The sequence below is a fragment of the Nissabacter archeti genome (assembly GCF_018257325.1).
Lineage (GTDB): Bacteria > Pseudomonadota > Gammaproteobacteria > Enterobacterales > Enterobacteriaceae > Chimaeribacter > Chimaeribacter arupi.
In genome coordinates this window covers 51,208-74,589 of sequence record NZ_JAERKB010000001.1, presented here as the reverse complement: position 1 = coordinate 74,589, position 23,382 = coordinate 51,208, and the positions used below count along the sequence as shown (strand labels likewise).

Below are 23,382 nucleotides of genomic sequence, written 5' to 3'. Positions count from 1 at the left end.
CATCAGGTGGGCTGCCGCGTCTGGCGCGCTTCAGGGGGGCGGTGGGGATCACATGAAGAGGGGATAAAAAAATCCACGCCGTGGCGTGGATTTTATCAGGGGCGTGTGGCAGGGCGGTCAGCCCGGCATCACATCAGACGTTGAACAGGAAGTTCATCACATCGCCATCTTTGACGATGTACTCTTTGCCTTCAGAACGCATTTTACCGGCCTCTTTGGCACCTTGCTCACCTTTGTAGGTGATGAAGTCATCAAAGGAGATGGTCTGGGCGCGGATAAAGCCTTTTTCAAAGTCGGTGTGGATTTTACCGGCCGCCTGCGGGGCAGTGGCACCTACCGGGATGGTCCAGGCGCGGACTTCTTTAACCCCGGCGGTGAAGTAGGTCTGCAGGTTCAGCAGCTGGTAACCGGCGCGGATCACGCGGTTCAGGCCCGGCTCTTCCAGACCCAGTTCAGCCATAAACTCGGCGCGGTCTTCATCTTCCAGCTCGGCGATGTCAGACTCGACGGCCGCACACACGGCCACCACTACGGAGCCTTCGGCTGCCGCGATTTCACGCACTTTGTCCAGGTACGGGTTGTTCTCGAACCCGTCTTCGTTGACGTTGGCGATGTACATGGTCGGCTTCAGCGTCAGGAAGCTCAGGTAGCGGATGGCCGCTTTATCTTCCGCGCTCAAGTCCAGCGCGCGCAGCATCCCGGCGTTTTCCAGTTGCGGCAAACATTTTTCCAGCGCAGCCAGCTCGGCTTTGGCGTCTTTGTCGCCGCCTTTGGCTTTCTTCTGCACACGCTGGATGGCGCGTTCGCAGGTGTCGAGGTCAGAGAGCGCCAGCTCGGTGTTGATCACGTCAATATCATCCGCCGGGTCAACTTTGTTGTTCACGTGGATGATGTTGTCGTTCTCAAAGCAGCGCACCACGTGGCCGATGGCTTCGGTCTCGCGGATGTTGGTCAGGAACTGGTTGCCCAGGCCTTCACCTTTGGACGCGCCTTTCACCAGACCGGCGATGTCAACGAATTCCATGGTGGTCGGCACCACGCGCTGAGGTTTGACGATCTCGCACAGCTGGTCCAGACGCGGATCCGGCATCGGCACCACACCGGTGTTGGGTTCTATGGTGCAGAACGGAAAGTTCGCCGCCTCAATACCCGCTTTGGTCAGGGCGTTGAACAGCGTAGATTTACCCACGTTCGGCAGGCCGACGATACCGCATTTGAATCCCATGTTTATCTCACCTTAATCGCTTAAATATCATGCGGTTAACAAAGGCCGCATGAATGAATTGCACACTTATCCTTTATTATACACGGAAAGCATATTTATCTCGATCCGCATCTCGGCACCGCCTGCCGGGCTTGCCTTTGGCGCACGCTTTGCCGATACTGCTACCACTTTTTAACTGACAGGAAACGCGCCGGATGTATTTTCTGCCTGGTCCACCCTGAGCCTTTCCCCTCCCGGCAGCCTGATGCGCTGCACTCCACTGCGCCTGCGGTGATCTCATTGTCCCCTTAGGGGGAAGCGGTTGTGCTACCCAAATAAAATATGGATTCCTTATGTCTGGAATAACGAACGCCAGACTGGCCGGCGTCAAAAATGACGTGCTGGCCGGTTGTGTTGTGGCGGTCTCTATGGTGCCGGAAGCGGTCGGATTTTCACTGGTGGCCGGGTTGTCACCGATTGTCGGGCTGCATACCGCCTTTATCATCGGGCTGGTGACCGCCCTGTTCGGCGGCAAACCGGGCATGGTCTCCGGCGCGGCCGGGTCGATTGTGGTGGTGCTGATGAGCCTCGCCAGTGAACACGGCATGGACTACGTCCTGTGGGCGACAATTTTCGCCGGGATTATCCAGATCGCCATCGGTGTGCTGCGCCTGGGGAAATTTATCCGGCTGGTGCCGCTGCCGGCCGTGCACGGCTTTGTTAACGGGCTGGCGATTGTGATTATGCTGGCGCAGCTGCATATGATCGCCGGGCAGGGGCCGATGATGTATGCGCTGGTGCTGCTGGCGATCCTGGTGGTCTGCCTGTTCCCGAAACTCACTAAGGTTATCCCGTCTTCCCTGGCGGCGCTGATTGTGGTGTCGGCGGTGGCGATCGGCTTTAACCTGCACACCCTGCGGGTAGGCGACATGGCGGACATCTCCGGGACGCTGCCGAGCTTCCACCTGCCGGCCGCGCCGCTGACCCTCGAGACGCTGCGCATCGTGCTGCCTTATGCGGTGGTGATTGCACTGGTGGGCCTGATTGAATCGCTGCTGACCATGACGGTATTGGACGAGATGGGCAACAAGAAGGGCAACGGCAACCGTGAAAGCATCGCGCAAGGGGCGGGCAACGCGCTTTGCGGCGTGTTCGGCTGCTTCGCCGGGTGCGCCATGATCGGGCAGTCGATCATTAACTTCACCTCCGGCGGCCGCGGGCGGCTCTCCGGCGTGGTCGGCGCGCTGCTGCTGATCCTGTTTGTGGTCAGTTTGTCGACATATATCGGTCTGCTGCCGGTGGCGGCGCTGGCCGGTATCATGCTGGTGGTCTGCTACAACACCTTTGAGTGGAGCTCACTGCGCCGCCTGCGCCGGATGCCGAAAGCGGACGTGCTGGTGATGCTGGCGGTGACGCTGATCACCATCTTTACCGATCTGGCGGTCGCGGTCATCAGCGGCGTGATTATCTCTGCGCTGGTGTTTGCCTGGCAACATGCGCGCATCAGCGTGCGTCACCGTCAGCAGCAAGGGGAACTGGCCGTGTATCAGCTGGAAGGGCCGCTGTTCTTTGGCTCGGCCGCCTCGTTTGCCGAGCTGTTCGACCCGGCAAACGACCCGGATCAGGTGGTGATTGATTTCGCCGCCACCCGCGTGATGGACGCCAGCGGCGTGGAAGCGATCGACAAGCTCACCACCCGTTACCTGGAGGCGGGCAAACGCATCCGCCTGCGCCACCTCAGCCCGGATTGTGTGCGGTTGCTGGCGAAGGCCGGGCCGTTCTGCAGCCATGAGCTGGATGACCCGCACTATTTTGTGGCGGAAGAGGATTACCAGCCGGAACCCGGTGAGGCCGGGGAGGGCGACGTGCGCCGCACCTGATGACAGGCAGCGGGCGCAAGGCCCGCTGTGATTACGCTTTGAAGCCGTGCAGCCGCTGTACGGCTTTTTCCAGACCCTCTTTCATCAGGATCTCGGTGCAGCGCAGGGATTCATCAATCGCACTGTCAATCAGCTGCTGTTCGCTGGCCGGCGGCTTGCCGAGCACAAACCCCACCACTTTATTCTTATCACCCGGATGGCCGATGCCGATGCGCAGGCGGTAAAAGTTCGGGTTATTGCCCAGTTTGCTCTGGATATCTTTCAGGCCGTTATGGCCGCCGTTGCCGCCGCCCAGTTTCACTTTTGCCACACCCGGCGGGATGTCCAGCTCATCATGGGCCACCAGGATCTCATCCGGGTTAAGCCGGTAGAACGTTGCCATCGCCGCCACGGCTTTGCCGCTCAGGTTCATAAAGGTGGTGGGCACCAGCAGGCGCACATCCTGCCCGGCCAGCGTCAGGCGGCCGGTGTAGCCGAAGAATTTGCTCTCTTCTTTCAGGGAGACATTGTGCTGACGCGCCAGCAGATCGACATACCAGGCCCCGGCGTTATGGCGGGTCTGGGCATATTCAGCGCCTGGGTTTGCCAGGCCAACAATGAGTTTTATGCTGCTCACGGGATTTCGCTTCATAAGAAATAGAGCCGGCTAGTTTACCTGTGGAAAGGCATGATGACAAAAGCCGGGGCGCGGCAGGGGGAAAAACCTTAAAAGTTGAATAATGAACTTTGTATATTATTGTTAATGTTAATTAAAAACCGGCGTTTTAGTAAAGAATTGTCAAAAGTTCTTTGCCTTCTGTGATCCTCTCCGCAACTCCCGCCATAAGCTCTGCCTATACTTTCATCAATTAGCCCCGGTAACCGATCGGGTGACTTCAGGGAGGTGTGAAATGAGACGTAAACATGCAACGCTGGCGGGTAACCTTTTAATGGGGCTGGGCCTGCTGACCATGATAGTCGGCGTCGGCTACTCCATCCTCAACCAGTTGCCGCAGCTTAACCTGCCGCAATATTTTGCCCATGGCGCCATCATGAGCATCTTTGTCGGTGCGCTGCTGTGGCTGGCCGGGGCCAGGCTGGGCGGGCGTGAACAGGTGTGCGACCGCTACTGGTGGGTGAAGCATTTTGATAAACGCTGCAGCCGGTCACATCACCCGCGCTAATCTTTTCGCGCCAGGCGGGGAGCCTGGCGGGCAATAGCTTCCGCACATAAAAAAACCGCCGGCATAACCGGCGGTTTTTTATGGCAACGAACACTACCCGGCGGCCGCAGGCGGCCACGCCGATTAATGCTCGAACATTGCCGAGATGGACTCTTCATTGCTGATACGGCGGATGGCTTCAGCCAGCATACCGGACAGCGTCAGCGTACGCACTTTGCTCAGCGCGCGGATCTCCGGCGACAACGGAATGGTGTCGCAGATGATCACTTCGTCAATCACCGAGTTTTTGATGTTCTCAACCGCATTACCGGAGAAGATCGGGTGGGTCGCATAGGCGAACACACGTTTGGCACCGCGCTCTTTCAGCGCTTCCGCTGCTTTGCACAAGGTGCCGCCGGTGTCGATCATGTCATCAACCAGCACACAGTCACGGCCGGCAACGTCACCGATGATATGCATCACCTGGGAAACGTTGGCACGCGGACGGCGTTTATCGATGATGGCCATGTCCGTGTCGTTCAGCAGTTTGGCAATCGCGCGGGCGCGCACCACACCACCGATGTCCGGGGAAACCACAATCGGGTTCTCCAGGTTCTGCTGCAACATATCTTCCAGCAGGATCGGGCTGCCAAAGACGTTGTCTACCGGCACATCGAAGAAGCCTTGAATCTGTTCAGCATGCAGATCCACCGTCAACACACGGTCAACCCCAACACTGGAGAGGAAGTCCGCCACCACTTTCGCGGTGATCGGCACACGGGCAGAGCGCACGCGGCGATCCTGACGGGCATAACCAAAGTAGGGGATAACAGCAGTGATGCGGCCTGCGGAAGCGCGGCGCAGCGCATCAACCATCACAACCAGTTCCATCAGGTTGTCATTGGTGGGTGCACAGGTGGACTGGATGATGAAAATATCACCACCGCGTACATTTTCGTTGATTTGCACGCTGACTTCGCCGTCGCTGAAGCGACTTACAGCGGCGTCACCAAGACTGGTGTACAAACGGTTGGCAATACGTTGTGCTAGTTCCGGGGTGGCGTTACCAGCAAAAAGCTTCATATCAGGCACGAGAAGAACCTCAGGCTTGCGTCCAGAGAAGATATCGTCGGCCACATCACCGGGCGAAGTGTGGCATGGCCGCAATATACATACGGTATATCAGTGGAGGGCGGTTAACACAGGCGCAGCGGGCGCACCGGCATTAATTCACGTTTCCACACTCCCGGCGGGCACGGTGCAGCGGCGAAATATTCACACCTCGCGCAACAAAACCGTTTACCCATTCAGGAGCTTGATTTAACACCTGCCGGGCAGCGGATTCTGTGTCGAATTCAGCAAAAACACAGGCTCCGGTGCCAGTCAGGCGTGACGGCGCGTATTCTAACAGCCATGAAAGAAGCTGTTCAACCTCGTAAAAACGTTTTCTTGCAATCGCTTCGCAATCATTTGCGTAGGGGCTGCGTAACAGTGTCTCCAGCGACCGCACCGGGGTGTCACGCGTCAGTGCCGGATCGGCAAAAATCACCGGCGTCGGGATGCTGACGCCGGGGTGCGCCACCAGATACCACTTCTCTTCCGGCGCTGCCGGCTGCAACTGCTCGCCGATGCCTTCGGCAAACGCCGCATGGCCGCGCACAAACACCGGTACATCGGCCCCCAGTTGCAGGCCCAGGCCGGCCAGGGTGTCGTCACTCAGGCCGCACTGCCAGAGCTGGTTCAGCGCCACCAGCACCGTGGCCGCATTGGAGGAGCCGCCGCCCAGCCCGCCGCCCATCGGCAAGACTTTCTCAATACTCAGTGTGGCACCGCGCGGCAGGCTGTCAATCTGCGCCTGGTCACAATGCTGTTGCAGCAGCCGGGCCGCGCGCACCATCAGGTTCTGCGCCTCCGGCACACCCGCCACGGGTGTCGCCAGCACGATGTTGCCGTCATCACGCGGGGCCACGCCCACGGTGTCGCCATAGTCGAGGAACTGGAACAGCGTCTGCAACAGATGGTAGCCATCCGGCCGCCGGCCGGTGATATAAAGGAACAGATTGAGTTTTGCCGGGGAGGGCCAGAAGTGCGTCATGTTATTTCAGGGTCCAGCGGTTCATTTTCAGTTTGATGCGTTGTTCGCCCTGGGTCAGCGTCAGGTTGCTCGGCAGCGCAGGGGTGACCTCATCATCATACCCGGCATATTCGACGTTCCACGCCGTGCCGTTCTGGCTGTAGGTCAGGGTGTTCAGGCGGTAGCGGTCATCCAGCGTGAAGTCTGTGGCGTCACCCGGCAGGCCCAGCATCCACTGGCGCAGGCTGTTGAGCGGGATCGCCATGCCGGTGAGTTTCTGCAGCATCTCTTCCGGGTTGTCGCTGACGTACTTTTTGCCGTCTTTGGTGATGAGCTGCGCCACGCTGTTCTGCACCCGCAGCTCCATTTCGGTGCTGCCGAGCGGGTTGGTCAGCAACAGGCGGTAGTGGGTCGGGCTGGACTGCTGCCAGAAGAAGTTGGCGTACACTTTCTGCCGGTCAGAAAGGTAGGCGAAGGCGCCGCGGGTCTGGTAGGTGGTGAGTTGCTGCACCTGCTGCTGGTGCTGTTTCCACTGCGGGGAGTCCGGGCTGGTGGCCGGGCCGCGCGGGGCAGTGAGGGTACAGGCAGCCAGCAGGACGCTGGCCAGCGGGAGCAGGCGCAGCAGGCTCAGGCGTGCGGCGTTACGCGGTGGCTTTGGCATAATAATCCATCATATCCTTTAAAGTGATACGTTAATGCTAACACAGCTTTCCACGCTAACGGGCTTGCCGGTAAGCGTCAATCTTCTTATGTGGCTGAAAATGACCGGGAACGGGCTTTTCATCAATTGCACTGATAATGCGGTGTTGCTTTTATTGATCCCGCGCATCAAGTAGAATGCCGTTCAGACCAATCCCATATCAAGATAAGTATTATTCAAAACCATTCCCATGACCCTGCTTGCATTAGGTATCAATCATAAAACCGCGCCGGTGTCGTTGCGTGAACGGGTGACCTTCTCCCCGGATACCCTCGATGAGGCGTTGAACAGCCTGCTCCGGCAACCGCTGGTGCAGGGGGGCGTTGTGCTGTCTACCTGTAACCGCACGGAACTTTATCTCAGTGTGGAAGAGCAGGAGAACCTCAAGGAGCAACTGGTCGCCTGGCTGTGTGATTACCACCAGCTCAGCGAAGACGAGGTGCGCCAGAGCCTCTACTGGCACCATGATAATGAGGCGGTCAGCCACCTGATGCGCGTGGCCAGCGGGCTGGACTCGCTGGTGCTGGGCGAGCCGCAGATCCTGGGGCAGGTGAAAAAAGCCTTTGCGGAATCACAACGCGGGCACTCCGTGTCGGGCGAGCTTGAGCGCCTGTTCCAGAAATCCTTCTCTGTCGCCAAGCGAGTGCGTACTGAAACCGACATTGGCGCCAGTGCGGTCTCCGTGGCGTTTGCGGCCTGTACCCTGGCACGGCAGATCTTTGAATCGCTGGCTGACCTCAACGTGCTGCTGGTCGGTGCGGGCGAGACTATCGAGCTGGTGGCGCGCCACCTGCGCGAGCACCGCGTCAAACATATGATGATCGCCAACCGCACGCGGGAACGCGCGCAGGCGCTGGCTGACGAAGTCGGGGCGGAAGTGATCACCCTGCCGGAGATCGACGCCCGCCTGGCGGATGCCGACATTATTATCAGTTCCACCGCCAGCCCGCTGCCGATCATCGGCAAAGGCATGGTGGAACGGGCGCTCAAGGCGCGCCGCAACCAGCCGATGCTGCTGGTGGACATCGCAGTGCCGCGTGACATTGAGCCGGAAGTCGGCAAGCTCTCCAACGCCTACCTCTACAGCGTGGATGACCTGCACTCCATCATCCAGAACAACCTGGCCCAGCGTAAGGCCGCCGCGATTCAGGCGGAAACCATCGTGGCGCAGGAGAGCACCAACTTCATGGCCTGGCTGCGCTCACAGGGCGCGGTGGAGATGATCCGGGATTACCGCGCCCATGCAGACAGCGTGCGCAATGAGATGGAAGCGCGGGCGCTGGCCGCCATCGCGCAGGGCGCGGACGTGCAGGCGGTGATCCATGAACTGGCGCATAAGCTCACCAACCGCCTGATCCACGCGCCGACCAAATCGTTGCAGCAGGCGGCGCAATCCGGTGATGTGGAGCGGCTGCAAATTCTGCGTGACAGCCTTGGGCTGGAAAAGCCATAATTTTCAACGAAAAACATCTGACATCCGCTATGAGAAACAAGGTTAACTACCACGCATGAAGCCCTCTATTGTTGCCAAACTGGACGCGTTGCAAGAGCGCCATGAAGAAGTCCAGGCGATGCTTGGCGATGCCAGCGTTATCGCCGACCAGGATCGTTTCCGCGCCCTGTCGCGTGAGTATGCCCAGCTGTCGGATGTCACCCGCTGCTTCCAGCAGTGGCGCCAGGTGCAGGCCGACCTGCACACCGCCGAACTGATGCTCGACGATCCGGAAATGCGCGACATGGCGCAGGAAGAGATTAAAGAGAGCAAGGCGACCCTAGAGACACTGGAGCAGCAGTTGCAGCTGTTGCTGTTGCCGAAAGACCCTGACGATGAGCGCAGTTGCTTCCTGGAAGTGCGCGCCGGCACCGGCGGTGATGAGGCGGCGATTTTTGCCGGTGACCTGTTCCGCATGTACAGCCGCTATGCTGAAAGCCGCCGCTGGCGGGTAGAGATCATGAGCGCCAACGAAGGCGAACATGGTGGCTTCAAAGAGGTGATTGCCAAAATTTCCGGCGAGGGCGTGTATGGCCAGCTTAAGTTTGAGTCGGGCGGCCACCGCGTGCAGCGCGTGCCGGAAACCGAATCCCAGGGGCGCATCCACACCTCCGCCTGCACCGTGGCGGTGATGCCGGAAGTGCCGGAAGCGGAGCTGCCGGAGATCAACGCCGGCGATCTGAAAATTGATACTTTCCGCTCCTCCGGCGCGGGCGGCCAGCACGTTAACACCACCGACTCCGCCATCCGTATCACCCACTTGCCGACCGGCATCGTGGTGGAGTGCCAGGACGAGCGTTCACAGCACAAAAACAAAGCCAAGGCGCTCTCGGTGCTGGGTGCGCGCATCCATGCCGCGGAAATGGCCAAACGCCAGCAGGCGGAAGCCTCAACCCGCCGTAACCTGCTCGGCAGCGGCGACCGTTCTGACCGTAACCGCACCTATAACTTCCCGCAGGGGCGCGTGACCGATCACCGTATCAACCTGACCATTTACCGTCTGGATGAGGTGATGGAAGGCAAACTCGACGCGTTAATCCAGCCGATTGTGCAGGAGTATCAGGCCGATCAGCTGGCTGCCCTGTCTGAGCAAGAGTAATGGATTTCCGCAGCTGGCTGGCGGATGCCGCGGCGCGCCTCACCCACAGTGACAGCGCGCGCCGCGATGCAGAAATCCTGCTCGGCCATGTCACCGGCCGGGCGCGCACCTTTATTCTCGCCTTTGGTGAAACCCTGCTGAGTGATGAGCAGCTTGCCCGGCTTGAGGCGTTGCTGGCGCGCCGGGCGCAGGGTGAACCGGTCGCTTATCTGGTCGGCGTGCGTGAATTCTGGTCACTGCCGCTGGCGGTGTCCCCTGCGACGCTTATCCCCCGTCCCGATACCGAATGCCTGGTGGAAGAGGCGCTGGCACGCCTGCCGGGCAGCGCCTGCCGGGTGCTGGATCTCGGCACCGGCACCGGGGCGATTGCGCTGGCGCTGGCCAGTGAGCGCCCGCAGGATCAGGTCACCGGCGTGGACCGTCAGCCGGAGGCCGTGGCGCTGGCGCAACAGAACGCCGCGACGCTCGGCATCCGCAATGTGCAGTTCCTCGCGGGCAGCTGGTTCACGCCGGTCGCGGGCGCACGTTTTGAGCTCATCGCCAGCAACCCGCCCTATATCGATGCCGCTGACCCGCACCTGGCCGAAGGCGATGTGCGCTTTGAACCGGCGTCGGCGCTGGTGGCCGACGAACAGGGGATGGCAGACCTGCGGCACATCATTACGGCTGCGCCGGGCTTTTTGCAGCCCGGCGGCTGGCTGCTGCTGGAACATGGCTGGCAACAGGCGGCTGCGGTGCGCGCCTGCCTGACTGACAGGGGATTCAGTGAGGTCACCACCCGGCAGGATTATGGCGGCAATGACCGTATTACCCTCGGCCGCTGGGCCGGCTGACCGTTTCTGTGACGTGATATTCACCGCATAACTTCTGATTAAGGACAATGGCATGGCTGCTTATGTATGGGTAAAAGATCTGCATATTCTCACGGTACTGCTCAGCGTGACGCTACTGGTGGTGCGCTTTTACTGGCTCTGCCGCCGCTCACCGCGCCTGCAGCAACGCTGGGTACGGATTGTCCCCCATATTAATGACACGGTATTGTTGCTCAGCGGCGTCTCGCTGGTCATTATCACCCATTTTTATCCCTTCAGCCCGCAAGGTGCATGGCTGACGGAGAAGTTATTCGGCGTTATTATCTATATTGCGCTGGGCTTCGTTGCCCTGAGCAAAAAGCCACGCAGTCAGTCTGCCCGCTGGGCCGCCTTCATTCTGGCGCTGATCTGCCTGGCCCTGATTGTGAAACTGGCGGTCACGAAAGTGCCGCTGTTGTTAGGATAATAAATGAGTAGTGTGGCTGAGTTTGCTTTTGATGATGTCCCGCTGAGTGCCGGGATCATCCGCATTTCCGAGGCGATACGCGCTGATTTTCCGGGCAGCGACGTAGCGCGGCAGTTGCGTGCGCTGGTGGCCGAGGCCCGGCAGGCGGTGCCGCCGGGCGGAAGTCAGGAGCAGCGGCTCGAGGCGTTGATCGCGCTGTTCTACCAGACCTGGGGCTTCGGCGGCGCAGGGGGCGTTTACCGCCTCTCGGATGCCATCTGGCTGGATAAGGTGCTGGCGTCGCGCGAAGGAACGCCGGTCTCCCTCGGCACCCTGTTTTTACACATCGCCGGTGCGATTGATCTTCCGCTCTCGCCGGTGATTTTCCCGACCCAGCTCATCCTGCGGGCGGACTGGCTCGACAATGAAATGTGGCTCATCAATCCCCTGAACGGGGAGACCCTCAACGAACATACCCTGGAGGCGTGGATCAAGGGCAACCTGGGTTTCGGCGCACAACTGGAGGATGAGGACATTGATGAGTGCGATAATTCCCTGGTAGTACGCAGAATGCTGGACACGCTCAAGGCGTCATTGATGGAAGAGCGGCAGATGGAGCTGGCGCTGGCCGCCAGCCAGGCCATTCTGGCGTTTGACCCGGATGACCCGTACGAACGGCGCGATCGGGGGCTTATCTATGCCCACCTCGACTGTGAGCATATTGCCCACGCCGATCTGCGCTATTTTGTTGAACAGTGTCCGGATGATCCGGTGTCGCAGGTACTCAAGTCGCAAATCGATGCGCTTGAGGAGAAACGGATTGTGCTGCATTAAGCGTGCGCTGTGACATAGTCAATTTATCTCCCTGAATAAAGGCGAAAGCATGAAACAAAAAGTGGTCAGCATTGGCGATATCAACGTCGCGAACGATTTGCCGTTTGTGTTGTTTGGCGGCATGAACGTCCTGGAATCACGTGACATGGCCATGCGCGTGTGTGAGCACTACGTCACCGTGACGCAGAAGCTCGGTATTCCGTACGTGTTCAAAGCCTCTTTTGATAAAGCCAACCGCTCCTCTATCCACTCTTACCGTGGGCCGGGCCTGGATGAGGGCATGAAAATCTTCCAGGAACTGAAGCAGGCGTTCGGCGTAAAAATCATCACTGACGTGCACGAGAGCTGGCAGGCGCAGCCGGTGGCGGACGTGGTGGATGTGATCCAGCTGCCGGCCTTCCTGGCACGCCAGACTGACCTGGTTGAAGCCATGGCGAAAACCGGTGCCGTCATCAACGTGAAGAAACCGCAATTCGTCAGCCCTGGCCAGATGGGCAACATCGTTGAGAAGTTTAAAGAGGGCGGGAACGATCAGGTTATCCTGTGTGACCGCGGCAGCAACTTCGGCTATGACAACCTGGTGGTTGACATGCTGGGCATCAACGTCATGGTCCAGGCCACCAACGGCCACCCGGTGATCTTCGACGTGACCCACGCGCTGCAATGCCGTGACCCGTTTGGCGCGGCCTCCAGCGGCCGCCGCGGTCAGGTTGCTGAGCTGGCGCGTGCCGGTATGGCAGTCGGCCTGGCCGGTCTGTTCATCGAAGCGCACCCGGACCCGGCCAACGCCAAGTGTGACGGCCCGTCCGCGCTGCCGCTGGACAAGCTGGAACCGTTCCTGATGCAGATGAAAGCCATCGACGACCTGGTGAAAAACTTCCCGGAACTCGACACCAGCAAGTAATGCACACACCGCCTGGGCGGGGTGAAAGCAGGCATAAAAAGGCGATAAGCGTATCGCCTTTTTTACGCCTGCCGATCAGGCCGCCGTGGCGTGGAGCGCGTCCGGCAAGGTGGCACAAAACATCAGCCGCCCCGGCACCGGCTGCACCCGGCCGCGTGCCAGCGTTTTCAGCGGCTGGTAAGGCACCTCACAGATGCAGAGCTGCTTCCCGGCGGGCAGGGTGTCAATAAAGCGCTGAAGGGCGTTCAGGCCCCCGGCATCCAGCACCACCACCGCATCCCATTGCAGGATAATGCGTTCGGCCTGTTGGGTGCGCGCCGCCAGCTCCTCAAAGATCCGCTCGGCCGCGGCGAAAAACAGCGGGCCGCTGACGCGGAAAAGTTGCGTCCCGGCGGGCTGGCCGGGGATTTCCGTCAGGCGGGTCATGCGCGCCACCCGGCGCATAAACAGCAGCGAAGCCAGCACGATACCGACGCTTATCGCCAGCACCATATCAAACAGCACCGTCAGGCTCATGCAGAGCAGCATCACGATGATGTCATCCTTCGGCGCACGGCGCAGCAGGCCCACCACTTTGTGCGCCTCGCTCATGTTCCAGGCCACCATCAGCAGTAACGCCGCCATCGCCGCCATCGGCAAATAGGCCAGCAGCGGGGCGAGGCTCAGCAGCGCCAGCAGCACCAGCAGGGCGTGGATAACGGCCGCCACCGGCGAGGTGGCACCGGCACGCACATTGGCCGCCGAGCGCGCAATGGCGGCAGTGGCAGTGATGCCGCCGAAAAACGGCGCCACAATATTCCCGATCCCCTGGCCAATCAGCTCATTGTTGGCGTGGTGTTTACTGCCGGTCATGCCGTCCAGCACCACCGCGCAGAGCAAAGACTCAATCGCCCCCAGCATCGCCATGGTAAACGCCGCCGGCAGCAGCGCGGACACCAGCGCCCAGTTCAGCGTCACTGCCGGCTCATTCCCGGCGGTGACGTTCCACGGCAGCGCCAGTTGCGGCAGGATCGGTGGGATGCCGATGCCCTGGGTGCCGTCCGCCAGCAGGTAACTAAAGCGTGAGCCGATGGTGGCGACCGGGTGCCCCAGGGTGGCCAGCAGCGCCATCACGCCGGTGCCGAGCAGCAGTGCCGGCAGGTGCCCCGGCAGCCGCACACCCAGCCGCGGCCAGAGAACCAGCACCGCCAGCGTCGTGATGCCAATCACCGCATCTGCCGCGCTGAAACTGGGGAGGGCCTGCGCCAGCGCCACTACTTTGTCGGTGAAATGTTCCGGCACGGTTGCCATCTCCAGCCCGAACAGATCTTTGATTTGCATGGTGGCGATGGTAATGCCGATGCCGGAGGTAAAGCCCAGCGTGACCGGCAGCGGGATATATTCAATCAGCCTGCCGATACGGGCGATGCCCATCAGCACCAGCATCACGCCGGAGAGCAGGGTCGCCACCAGCAGCCCGGCCAGGCCAAACTGTTGGGACACCGGGAACAGGATCACCACAAAAGCCGCCGTCGGGCCGGAGACGCTGAAACGCGAGCCGCCGCACAGCGCAATCACCAGCCCGGCAATCGCCGAGGTATAGAGGCCATACTGGGGCGGCACCCCGCTGGCAATCGCCAGTGCCATGGCCAGCGGAATCGCAATAATCCCCACGGTGATGCCTGCCACGGCATCTTTCATCAGGCGCTGAAGCGAATACGGTTCATGCCGGCAGGCCTCTGCCAGCGCATTGCCCCGGAGGAGGGCGCGGAATCCATGCATTTTCATTACAGAACAACCCAAAAGAGAGAATAAAAGCGGAGCCTGACCAGCCCGCCGGGATAAGCGCGCATACCATACGCCCGTCAGCAACGGGGGTTATAGATGTAAGTCAAACTCTGGCGGGGAGGGTGTGCAATAAAGCACATGCAAAGAAGGGTTTGTATGGCGCTGATAAGCAGGGGTTATCATTATCAGCAGAAAATGTCGGCGCCCTCACACCCTCAGCGGCGCGGGCACCCGGCGGGTGTGATTCATCTATAGTGAGGTAATGGCTTGAAATCGCAAGCGTACCGGGCGGCAGCAGAGGGAGAGGCAACAATCATGCACCTGTTTTTATCCTATCCGGCACTTTATGCGGACATCTGTGTTACCTATGCGACGCTTTCCCTGAGTTATTTTTTGCTGAGCAGCCAATCGGCGTTCTCCTGGCAGAGCGAAGCCTGGAAACGGGTCGCGTTCGGCCTGCTCTCCGGGCTGGCGCTGTACTACCTGATCCCGGACCGGCTTGCGCTTTCCACCCATCTCTTTTTCAGCTTCGCGATGATCCCGATTATCCTGGTGACGTTTTTTGGTGGCTGGCTGAGTGGGGTCACCAGTTTTCTGGTCAATGTGGCGCTGACGCAGCCGCTCTCGCTGGATAACCTGCTGATCGCCTCCATCCTGCTGCCGTTGCTGCTGTTGCGCGTCTGGCGGCATAAAACCCACCGGCTGTTTTACCGCGTCATTATCCTGATCGCGTTTTACCGGATAGCGCTGGCCTATAGCCAGCCGCTGCAGGTGCCCTGGTATGAGGTGCTGTTTTACCAGTGTGCGGTCACCGGCTGCCTTGCGGTTTGCTACCATGCGCTCAATTTTGCCGAGCGGCATATTCACGCCTATTTTTCGCTGCGCGACCGCGCCACGCTCGACAGCCTGACACGGCTCAATAACCGCACCAGCATCGATTTCAAACTGATGTCACTGCAGGCCCACCAGAAACCGGGCGGCCTGCTGCTGATTGACATCGATAATTTCAAACAGGTGAATGACACCCACGGGCATCTGGTGGGGGATCAGCTGCTGGTGCAACTGAGCGAGGTGCTGATGCAGACCATCGACAGCGCCGATTTTGCCGGGCGCTACGGGGGAGAGGAGTTTCTGGTGATTATGGAACGCCACAATACCGAACCCATCGTGGAGACCGCCGAGCGGATCCGGCAGGCGATGTCGTCCAGTACCCTGCGGCTGGCGGAGGGCGCAACCTTGTCCGTCACGGTGTCTATCGGGGCCGCGATTTATCTGCCGGGGATGGTGATGAGCAAAGCGGTGGAAATGGCGGATGACGCCCTCTACCAGGCCAAGCGCAACGGTAAAAACCAGGTGATGTGCAGCCGGATTATGCAACTGGACCAGCTTGGGGACGGGCCGGGTTAGCGGACAGGGAGGAAAAGGATACAAAAGCAGAAGGCCCTGATTTTCATCAGGGCCTTCTGCTTTTGAATATGGCGGTGAGAGAGGGGTTCGAACCCTCGATACGCTTTCACGTATACACACTTTCCAGGCGTGCTCCTTCAGCCACTCAGACACCTCACCGTTTTCGTCTCGTCGCTATCGCGTCTCAACGGGGCGCTACTATAGGGAGGTCGGTGCAAAGGGTCAAGAAGATTTTCTCTGTTTGTTGGCAAATGGTTAAGCTCTGTGCGCTTTGCCGCGAATGTCGCCGTTTTGCCGGGTTTAAGCACCCGGCAACGGCCGAAAAAAAGAAAATTTTCTGATCAGGGCAGCAAAAAGCATGTTCCCGCGCCACAAAAGCAGAAGGCCCCGATTTTCATCGGGGCCTGCTTTTTATCAGGGCGGTGCGGTCGGGATGCACTCGCGCCCTCCCTGGCGCTCGCCCTGCGGGTGGCTGCGCCATGCAAAACGGCTTCCTGCCATTTTGGCGAATACAGGGTTCTCATCAGCCGCCCATCCCCGGATGCAAAAGCAGAAGGCCCCGATTTTCATCGGGGCCTTCTTTTTATCAGGGCGGTGCGGTCGGGATGCACTCGCGCCCTCCCTGGCGCTCGCCCTGCGGGTGGCTGCGCCATGCAAAACGGCTTCCTGCCGTTTTGGCGAACACAGGGTTCTCATCAGCCGCCCATCCCCGGATGCAAAAGCAGAAGGCCCCGATTTTCATCGGGGCCTTCTGCTTTTGAATATGGCGGTGAGGGAGGGATTCGAACCCTCGATACGTTTTCACGTATACACACTTTCCAGGCGTGCTCCTTCAGCCACTCGGACACCTCACCATATTTTCGTCTCGCCGCTATCGCGTCTCAACGGGGCGCTACTATAGGGAGGTCAGCGCAATGGGTCAAGCCCCTTTTTTCAGGTTTTTATCGTTTAGTTAAACTTTCAGCAATCTGTTGTTTTAAAAAACAATTTATGACGTAACTCTGCACAGTTCGCCCCGGTTCGCCGTGCCGGCCCCGTGTTTTAAGTGCGCGCCTACCCGGTTACCGCTTCAATGTGCATAAATAGGCAATAAATGGGGTAAATAATGACTAAACAATCAATAGCCTGCTAATAAAGCTGGCAATCCGGCAGTTCGTGGCGCTAAATAGAAAAAATGCCCGGCCACAAGCCGGGAATAAAATAACCGCGCACAGCGGGCAGGGCAGCGCGCCGCCAGATGCCGGACTGAAACAGGCTAAGGAAATACAGAGGGTTTATGCATCACACATCCACCACACCGCAGGGCGGGCATCACATTCCTGCCGGTGCCGGGACACTTTTCTTCATCCAGATCTTCTCCACGCTCGGCTTCGCCGTGCTCTACTCCACACTGGTGCTCTATGCCACCAAAAAACTCGGCTTCAGTGAGGGCAACGCCAACGCCATGATGGGCGTTTTCGGCGCGTTCAACTATGGCCTGCATCTGTTCGGCGGTTACCTCGGCGGGCGTTACCTCAGCAACCGCAACCTGTTTGTGCTGGGCATGGTGTTACAGGTGATCGGCTGCTGGCTGATTGCCACGGCCGGGGTCAGCGGACTCTATTGGGGGCTGGCGATGTTCCTCACCGGCAGCGGCCTGAACGTCACCTGCCTGAACATGATGCTGACGCAGCGCTTCCGCCCGGAGGATGAGCGGCGTGAGTCGGCGTTCCTCTGGAACTACGCCGGGATGAACCTCGGCTTCTTTATCGGCTTTGCCGTGGCCGGCTATTTCCAGCTGAGTGAAAACTACCGCGCGCTGTTCCTGTTTGCCACCTTTGGCAACCTACTGGCGATTGTGATCACCCTGTTGCGCTGGCGCATCCTGAAGGATGTTAACACCCCGCTGAACGAGGCTTCCCATGGGCGTTTTCGCCTGAACATGCTGATCGGGGTGGTGATCCTGCTGCTGCTGGTGCCGCTGATCCGGGTCTTGCTGACCCACGCCGGTTTCAGCGGTTATTTCGTGGTGACGCTGGGCGTGCTGATCTTCCTGGCACTGGGCGTGGTCACGCTGCGTCATCCGCAACGGGATGAACGCCGCCGCATGATGGCCTATTTGCTGCTGGCGCTGGGGTCGCTGGTGTTCTGGATGCTCTACCAGTTGGCACCGATGGGCCTGATGCTGTTTACCGAACACAATATTGACCTGAACGTCTATGGCCTGCGCGTCGCCCCGCAGTGGGTGCAGAACATCAATACCCTGGTGATTGTGGTGGGCGGGCCGCTGATGGCCTGGCTGTTCAGCCGCCTGCGCCTGCGCGGCTGGCGCATCGACATCCCGTTGCAGTTTTCTGCCTCGCTGTTCTGCATCGGGCTGGGGATGCTGGTGCTGCCAATCGGGATCTCACTGGCGGGCGCGGACGGGCTGGTGGCGTTTAAATGGATTGTTGCCAGCTACGTGTTGCAGAGCTTGGGTGAACTGCTGATCTCCCCGATTGGCTATGCGATGATCGGCAAACTCGCCCCGGCCCGTTATCAGGGCATCATGATGGGCTGCTGGATGATGGTCACCGGCGTGGCGTCGGTGCTGGCCGGGTACATCTCCGGGCTGATGCCGCAAAACAGCGGCAGCACGCCGTTGCTCACCAACCCCGGTTACAGCAGTATCTTCAACACGTTAGGCTGGGGGGCAGTGGCCACCGGTGTGGTATTACTGGTGCTGATACCGTTACTGCGTAAACTGATACAGCGCCCGGCCGCCTGAACCCGCCGCGCGCCGATGGACATGGAATAACATCAGGAGGGCAGTGCATGAACATCCTTTTTTATCATCCGACCTTTAACAGCCAGACGTGGGTCACCGGGCTGACGCAACGTCTGCCGGAGGCGCAGGTGCGCGTCTGGCAACCCGGCGATCATGCCCCGGCGGACTATGCGCTGGTGTGGCAGCCGCCGCGTGAGATGCTGGCGGACCGCAGCGGGCTGAAGGGCATCTTTGCCCTGGGCGCAGGCGTTGATGCCATTCTGGCGCAGGAGCAGCAGGCACCGGGCACGCTGCCGGCGGGCGTGCCGCTGTTGCGGCTGGAGGACACCGGCATGGGGCAGCAGATGCAGGAGTATGTGCTGGCCTATGTGCTGCGCTTTTTCCGCCGGATGGATGAGTACCAGCTCCAGCAACAGCAGAAACAGTGGCAGCCGCTGAAACCCTACCGGCAGGAGAGTTTCCCGATCGGCATTATGGGGGCCGGGGTACTGGGGCAGCAGGTGGCGCAGGTGCTGGTGGCGCTCGGGTTTACCGTGCGCTGCTGGAGCCGCAGCCCGAAACAGATCGAAGGCGTTGAGAGTTTCCACGGCCGCGATAATTTACCGGCGTTCCTGCACGGTACCCGGCTGCTGATCAATCTGTTGCCGAACACGCCGGAGACGGCCGGCATCCTCGATCTGGCGCTGATGAAACAGCTCGCCCCCCAGGCGTATCTGATCAACGCAGCGCGCGGCGCACACCTGAAAGAGGGGGATTTGCTTACCGCGCTGGATCAGGGGCACCTGGCCGCCGCCGCGCTGGATGTGTTTGCCGATGAGCCGCTGGCGCGGATGCACCCGTTCTGGTCACATCCGCGCGTCACGGTGACGCCGCACATCGCGGCCGTGACCCTGCCGGCACAGGCGATGGATCAGATAGCCGCCAATATCCGCGCCATTGAACAGGGAAAACCCCCCGCCGGAATGGTTGACCGCGAACGCGGTTATTGAAAATCTTCAGAACGTTGTATCAGGGTGCCGCCGCTGCGGTGGCACCTCCCCGCAATACATTGACCCTAAGCACGATAAAATACGCTGAACCCAATTTAATGCCTCACAACAAAATATAAAATTATGCCATTACGGTAAGCAAAAAAGATTCTCACGCATTGTGGCCGGATGCCTGCCTCATTATTTTCTATCCAGACGCTAGCTTAATAATATTTTACCGTTCCCCCGTTTCTCAAATAATCTGGAAATTCATTATCAGGTATTCACCCTGGCCTGAAGTTATTTGAAGGACACTGAAATGACGGTTGAAAAAAAAGAGATCGATACACTGGTAGTCGGCGCAGGTCAGGCTGGTGTGGCGATGAGTGAGCATCTGAGCCGGCTGGGGATCCCCCATCTGGTGCTGGAAAAAAGCCGCATTGCAGAGGCATGGCGCAGCGGACGCTGGGATTCGTTGGTGGCTAACGGCCCCGCCTGGCATGACCGGTTTCCCGGTATGGAATTTCCGGGTTACACGCCGGACAGTTTTGTCGCAAAAGAGGATGTGGCTGACTATTTTGTTGCGTATGCAAAAAAATTTAATGCGCCGATCCAAACCGGCGTTGAAGTAAAAAGGGCGACCCGTAATTCGGGGCGGCCGGGATTTACCATTGAAACCTCTGAAGGGGTTATTGAAGCGCAACGTATTGTCGCGGCCACCGGCCCGTTTCAGCGCCCGGTTATTCCTGCCATTGCGCCTGAGGATAACCGCCTCTTCCAAATCCACTCTGCGGATTACCGCCATCCCGGGCAATTGCCGGCGGGCGGCGTGCTGGTGGTCGGGGCGGGTTCATCCGGTGTACAGATTGCCGATGAGTTGCAGCGTGCCGGGAAAAAGGTCTGGCTCTCCGTCGGCCCGCACGATCGCCCGCCGCGCAGTTATCGCAACCGGGACTTCTGCTGGTGGCTGGGCGTCCTGGGGTTGTGGGATGCGGCAGCCAGCCAGCCCGGCAAAGAGCATGTCACCATTGCCGTCAGCGGCGCACGGGGCGGCCACACCGTCGACTTCCGCAAACTGGCTGCGCAGGGCATTAACCTGGTCGGGCTGACGAGCGCGTTCCACCAGGGCGTGGTGAGCTTTCACCCGGATCTGGCCGAAAATATCCACCGCGGGGACGCCAATTACCTGTCGCTGCTGGACGCCGCCGATCGTTACATTGCCCAGAACGGCCTCGACCTGCCGGAAGAGCCTGAGGCGCGCCATTTTCTGCCTGATCCCGCCTGCATGACCGCCCCCACGCGGGAGCTTAATCTCGCCGGGGCAGGGATTACCGCCATTATCTGGGCGACCGGTTATGTCGCGGATTACCGCTGGCTGGAGGTGAATGCCTTTAATGAGCAGCATAAACCGCAGCACCATCGCGGGGTGTCGAGCGAACCGGGCGTCTATTTTCTTGGCCTTCCCTGGCTCTCCCGCCGGGGGTCAACCTTCATTTGGGGGGTGTGGCACGATGCGAAATACATCGCCGATCAGATTGCCATCCAGCGCCAATACCAGCATTACCAGAGCACGTCAGAACGTTGATGCGCCTTCATTCCCGTCAACTCACAGGAAACAGATGATGCCGACACATACCCGCATCCGTATGTTCAATACCAAAGAAACCTATCCGAACCAGGCCCTGGATAACGATCTCTGCCAGGCTGTGCGCGCCGGGAACACGGTGTATGTCCGTGGTCAGGTAGGCACCGATTTTGAAGGCAACCTGGTGGGGCTGGGCGATCCCCGTGCGCAGGCTGAGCAGGCGATGAAAAACGTCAAGCAGCTGCTTGAAGAGGCCGGGAGTGACCTGTCACACATTGTGAAAACCACCACCTACATCATCGACCCACGCTATCGCGAACCTATCTATCTGGAAGTGGGGAAATGGCTGAAAGGGGTCTTTCCCATTTCAACCGGGCTGGTGGTCTCTGCGCTGGCGCAACCGCAATGGCTGATGGAGATTGATGTGATTGCCGTGATCCCGGACGACTGGAACGCTAAGGAGCCTGTATGACCCTGTCTATCACCGCCCGGTGCCCGGAGTCGGGGCAATTGGGCATTGCCATCAGCTCCTCCAGCATCGCGGTCGGCGCGCGTTGCCCCTGGCTACAGGCCGGTGTCGGCGCAGTCTCCAGCCAAAATATCACCTTGCCCGCGTTGGGGCAGCAGATTCTGGCTTATCTGGAAGCGGGCGAAAGCCCGCAGCAGGCGATGAAAAGTGCGCTGGCAGAAGATCGGTTCAGTGAGTACCGTCAGGTGGCGGTCATCAGTGCGGACGGTGCCACGGCAGTGTTCAGCGGCGATAAAACGCTGGGCATCTGGCATACGGCACAGGGGGAGAATTGCGTCGCCGCGGGCAATATGCTGGCAGACAAAGCCGTAATGGGTGCCATGGTGGACGCCTTTACCGCCTCCCGCGGGGAGCTTACCGGGCGCCTGATCGGTGCCCTGCAGGCCGGGCTGGCACGCGGCGGGGAGGCGGGGCCGTTACATTCTGCGGCGGTGAAAGTCGTGGAAGATTATACCTGGCCGGTAGTCGATCTGCGCGTGGACTGGGCGGAGGAAGACCCGGTCGGGCAACTCCAGACGCTGTGGCTGGCCTATGAGCCGCAAATGCAGGCTTATCTCACCCGCGCACTGGACCCGCGTGACGCGCCCAGCTACGGGGTGCCGGGTGATGAATGAATCTGTGCGGGCGCTGCTGGCGAGGCTGCTCGCGTTTGATACCACCAGCCGTGAATCCAATCTGGCAATGATTGATTTCATTCATGACTACCTGGCGGAGCACGGCATTCCTTCACAGCGCTTTTACGATGAGGAGGGGCGTAAAGCGAACCTCTATGCCCGGCTGGGGCCGCCGGGCGGGGGCGGCGTCATGCTCTCCGGCCATACCGACGTGGTGCCGGTTGACGGCCAGTCCTGGACTGTGCCGCCCTTCAGCCTCACCGAGCGGGAAGGGCGCTGTTACGGGCGCGGCAGTGCCGACATGAAAGGCTTTCTCGCCTGTATGCTGGCTTCGCTGGCGAATTTCCTGCAACAGCCGCTCAGGATACCGCTCCACCTGGCCTTTTCTTACGATGAGGAGGTAGGCTGCCTCGGGGTACGCAGCCTGGTTTCCTATCTCAACGCCTGTGCAGAAAAACCGGCCATGTGCATCATTGGGGAGCCGACGGAGATGCGCCCGGTGTATGGCCATAAAGGGAAACTGGCCATGCGGTGCCGGGTGCATGGGCATGCCTGCCATTCCGCGTATGCGCCCTCAGGCGTGAATGCCATCCAGTATGCTGCCCGGCTCATCACCCGGCTGGAGGCGTTGGGGGAGCAGTTGGCAGAGCAGCGCGACAGCCGTTTTGACCCGCCTTACAGCACCTTACAGGTAGGCACCATTCAGGGCGGCACCGCCTTGAATATCGTGCCGCAAGATTGCCGGTTTGATGTCGAAATCCGCAGCCTGCCGGGGGCAGACGTCGCGGAGGTCACCACCGCGTTACAGGAGTATGCCCAACACACGCTGCTGCCCATGATGAAACAGGTGGACGGGCGCTGCACCATCCAGTTTGACCCGTTAAGCCACTACCCGGCGTTAATGACCGACCCACAGTCGGCCTTCGCGCAGTGGATGATGCAATGGAGCGGCAGTGACGATTTCCGCACCGTGGCGTTCGGCACGGAGGGCGGTTTATTTGATGAGGCGGGCATCGCCACGCTGGTATGCGGCCCCGGCAGTATGGAACAGGGCCATAAACCCGACGAGTACGTAAGCCTGGATCAACTTGCGCGCTGTATGCAGATGCTGGACAACCTCTGCCGGTGGATGCGGGCCTGACGGGTTGCGGCTGCCGCTTTCGCTCCGGCGGCAGCCGCG

Annotated in this window: 21 protein-coding genes and 2 tRNA genes; 15 read left to right on the top strand and 8 right to left on the bottom strand. The window is 59.8% G+C overall.

The features are described from left to right. Window positions 1-133 precede the first annotated feature (133 nt). Window positions 134-1,225, bottom strand: a complete 1,092-nt coding sequence (gene ychF, locus JK232_RS00355) for a redox-regulated ATPase YchF (RefSeq protein ID WP_072931143.1) — start codon at window positions 1,223-1,225, stop codon at window positions 134-136. A 332-nt stretch (window positions 1,226-1,557) separates the two neighbouring features. Between ychF and JK232_RS00350 the strand changes: the two genes are divergently transcribed. Continuing rightward, window positions 1,558-3,084: a SulP family inorganic anion transporter gene (locus tag JK232_RS00350; RefSeq protein ID WP_101829252.1), complete on the top strand. Its 1,527-nt coding sequence runs from the start codon at window positions 1,558-1,560 to the stop codon at window positions 3,082-3,084. 31 nt (window positions 3,085-3,115) lie between these two features. Here the strand turns inward: JK232_RS00350 and pth are convergent, their stop codons facing one another. Beyond that, window positions 3,116-3,700, bottom strand: coding sequence for an aminoacyl-tRNA hydrolase (gene pth / locus JK232_RS00345; RefSeq protein ID WP_175558173.1), 585 nt, complete (start codon window positions 3,698-3,700; stop codon window positions 3,116-3,118). Window positions 3,701-3,974: 274 nt separating this feature from the next. Here pth and ychH point away from each other — a divergent pair, with 274 nt between their 5' ends. After that, a complete protein-coding gene (gene ychH / locus JK232_RS00340; RefSeq protein ID WP_072931136.1) occupies window positions 3,975-4,247 on the top strand; it encodes a stress-induced protein YchH in 273 nt (90 codons plus the stop codon). Window positions 4,248-4,370: 123 nt separating this feature from the next. On the opposite strand, the gene prs is transcribed toward ychH, so the two are convergent. From prs to lolB, 3 genes are all read right to left on the bottom strand, one after another. Continuing rightward, window positions 4,371-5,318: a ribose-phosphate diphosphokinase gene (prs, locus tag JK232_RS00335; protein ID WP_101816112.1), complete on the bottom strand. Its 948-nt coding sequence runs from the start codon at window positions 5,316-5,318 to the stop codon at window positions 4,371-4,373. A 133-nt stretch (window positions 5,319-5,451) separates the two neighbouring features. Next, window positions 5,452-6,321 carry a 4-(cytidine 5'-diphospho)-2-C-methyl-D-erythritol kinase gene (gene ispE, locus JK232_RS00330; protein ID WP_072931135.1) on the bottom strand — a complete coding sequence of 290 codons (870 nt, stop codon included), beginning with the start codon at window positions 6,319-6,321 and terminating at the stop codon, window positions 5,452-5,454. A 1-nt stretch (window position 6,322) separates the two neighbouring features. Beyond that, entirely contained in the window at window positions 6,323-6,961 is a 639-nt protein-coding gene (gene lolB, locus JK232_RS00325; RefSeq protein ID WP_072931133.1) for a lipoprotein insertase outer membrane protein LolB, read from the bottom strand. A gap of 229 nt (window positions 6,962-7,190) precedes the next feature. Here lolB and hemA point away from each other — a divergent pair, with 229 nt between their 5' ends. The 6 genes from hemA to kdsA are packed head-to-tail and all read left to right on the top strand — an operon-like array spanning window position 7,191 to window position 12,586. Continuing rightward, window positions 7,191-8,453, top strand: coding sequence for a glutamyl-tRNA reductase (gene hemA / locus JK232_RS00320; protein WP_072931131.1), 1,263 nt, complete (start codon window positions 7,191-7,193; stop codon window positions 8,451-8,453). 55 nt (window positions 8,454-8,508) lie between these two features. Next, a complete protein-coding gene (prfA, locus tag JK232_RS00315; protein ID WP_212588632.1) occupies window positions 8,509-9,591 on the top strand; it encodes a peptide chain release factor 1 in 1,083 nt (360 codons plus the stop codon). Beyond that, a complete protein-coding gene (prmC, locus tag JK232_RS00310; protein ID WP_101829254.1) occupies window positions 9,591-10,424 on the top strand; it encodes a peptide chain release factor N(5)-glutamine methyltransferase in 834 nt (277 codons plus the stop codon). The genes prfA and prmC overlap by 1 nt, the downstream gene beginning before the upstream one ends. Window positions 10,425-10,476: 52 nt before the next feature. Further along, window positions 10,477-10,869 carry a SirB2 family protein gene (locus tag JK232_RS00305; protein WP_072931124.1) on the top strand — a complete coding sequence of 131 codons (393 nt, stop codon included), beginning with the start codon at window positions 10,477-10,479 and terminating at the stop codon, window positions 10,867-10,869. Window positions 10,870-10,872: 3 nt separating this feature from the next. Continuing rightward, window positions 10,873-11,682 (top strand): invasion regulator SirB1, encoded by an 810-nt coding sequence (sirB1, locus tag JK232_RS00300; protein ID WP_072931122.1) that lies wholly within the window; start codon window positions 10,873-10,875, stop codon window positions 11,680-11,682. Between the two features lie 49 nt (window positions 11,683-11,731). Continuing rightward, window positions 11,732-12,586 (top strand): 3-deoxy-8-phosphooctulonate synthase, encoded by an 855-nt coding sequence (gene kdsA / locus JK232_RS00295; RefSeq protein WP_101829255.1) that lies wholly within the window; start codon window positions 11,732-11,734, stop codon window positions 12,584-12,586. Window positions 12,587-12,661: 75 nt separating this feature from the next. Here the strand turns inward: kdsA and dauA are convergent, their stop codons facing one another. Beyond that, entirely contained in the window at window positions 12,662-14,353 is a 1,692-nt protein-coding gene (dauA, locus tag JK232_RS00290) for a C4-dicarboxylic acid transporter DauA (RefSeq protein WP_072931117.1), read from the bottom strand. A gap of 315 nt (window positions 14,354-14,668) precedes the next feature. Here dauA and JK232_RS00285 point away from each other — a divergent pair, with 315 nt between their 5' ends. Beyond that, a complete protein-coding gene (locus JK232_RS00285; RefSeq protein WP_072931115.1) occupies window positions 14,669-15,760 on the top strand; it encodes a GGDEF domain-containing protein in 1,092 nt (363 codons plus the stop codon). 69 nt (window positions 15,761-15,829) lie between these two features. Here JK232_RS00285 and JK232_RS00280 read toward each other — a convergent pair. Together JK232_RS00280 and JK232_RS00275 are read right to left on the bottom strand one after the other, a co-directional pair. Further along, window positions 15,830-15,919 (bottom strand) — tRNA-Ser (locus JK232_RS00280). Between the two features lie 605 nt (window positions 15,920-16,524). After that, window positions 16,525-16,614, bottom strand: a tRNA-Ser gene (locus JK232_RS00275). A gap of 422 nt (window positions 16,615-17,036) precedes the next feature. Here JK232_RS00275 and JK232_RS00270 point away from each other — a divergent pair. From JK232_RS00270 to argE, 6 genes are all read left to right on the top strand, one after another. Beyond that, the gene (locus JK232_RS00270) at window positions 17,037-18,506 is read left to right on the top strand and encodes a peptide MFS transporter (RefSeq protein WP_072931113.1); all 1,470 of its coding nucleotides are present in this window, start codon (window positions 17,037-17,039) and stop codon (window positions 18,504-18,506) included. A 47-nt stretch (window positions 18,507-18,553) separates the two neighbouring features. Further along, window positions 18,554-19,495 (top strand): glyoxylate/hydroxypyruvate reductase GhrA, encoded by a 942-nt coding sequence (gene ghrA, locus JK232_RS00265; protein WP_212588631.1) that lies wholly within the window; start codon window positions 18,554-18,556, stop codon window positions 19,493-19,495. 298 nt (window positions 19,496-19,793) lie between these two features. Beyond that, window positions 19,794-21,059 (top strand): flavin-containing monooxygenase, encoded by a 1,266-nt coding sequence (locus JK232_RS00260; protein ID WP_072931110.1) that lies wholly within the window; start codon window positions 19,794-19,796, stop codon window positions 21,057-21,059. Window positions 21,060-21,096: 37 nt separating this feature from the next. Next, window positions 21,097-21,531, top strand: coding sequence for a RidA family protein (locus JK232_RS00255; RefSeq protein ID WP_072931107.1), 435 nt, complete (start codon window positions 21,097-21,099; stop codon window positions 21,529-21,531). After that, window positions 21,528-22,202: a DUF1028 domain-containing protein gene (locus JK232_RS00250; protein WP_101834159.1), complete on the top strand. Its 675-nt coding sequence runs from the start codon at window positions 21,528-21,530 to the stop codon at window positions 22,200-22,202. The genes JK232_RS00255 and JK232_RS00250 overlap by 4 nt, the downstream gene beginning before the upstream one ends. After that, window positions 22,195-23,343 carry an acetylornithine deacetylase gene (gene argE, locus JK232_RS00245; RefSeq protein WP_212588791.1) on the top strand — a complete coding sequence of 383 codons (1,149 nt, stop codon included), beginning with the start codon at window positions 22,195-22,197 and terminating at the stop codon, window positions 23,341-23,343. Before JK232_RS00250 ends, argE begins: the two co-directional genes overlap by 8 nt. The last annotated feature ends 39 nt before the right edge of the window (window positions 23,344-23,382 follow it).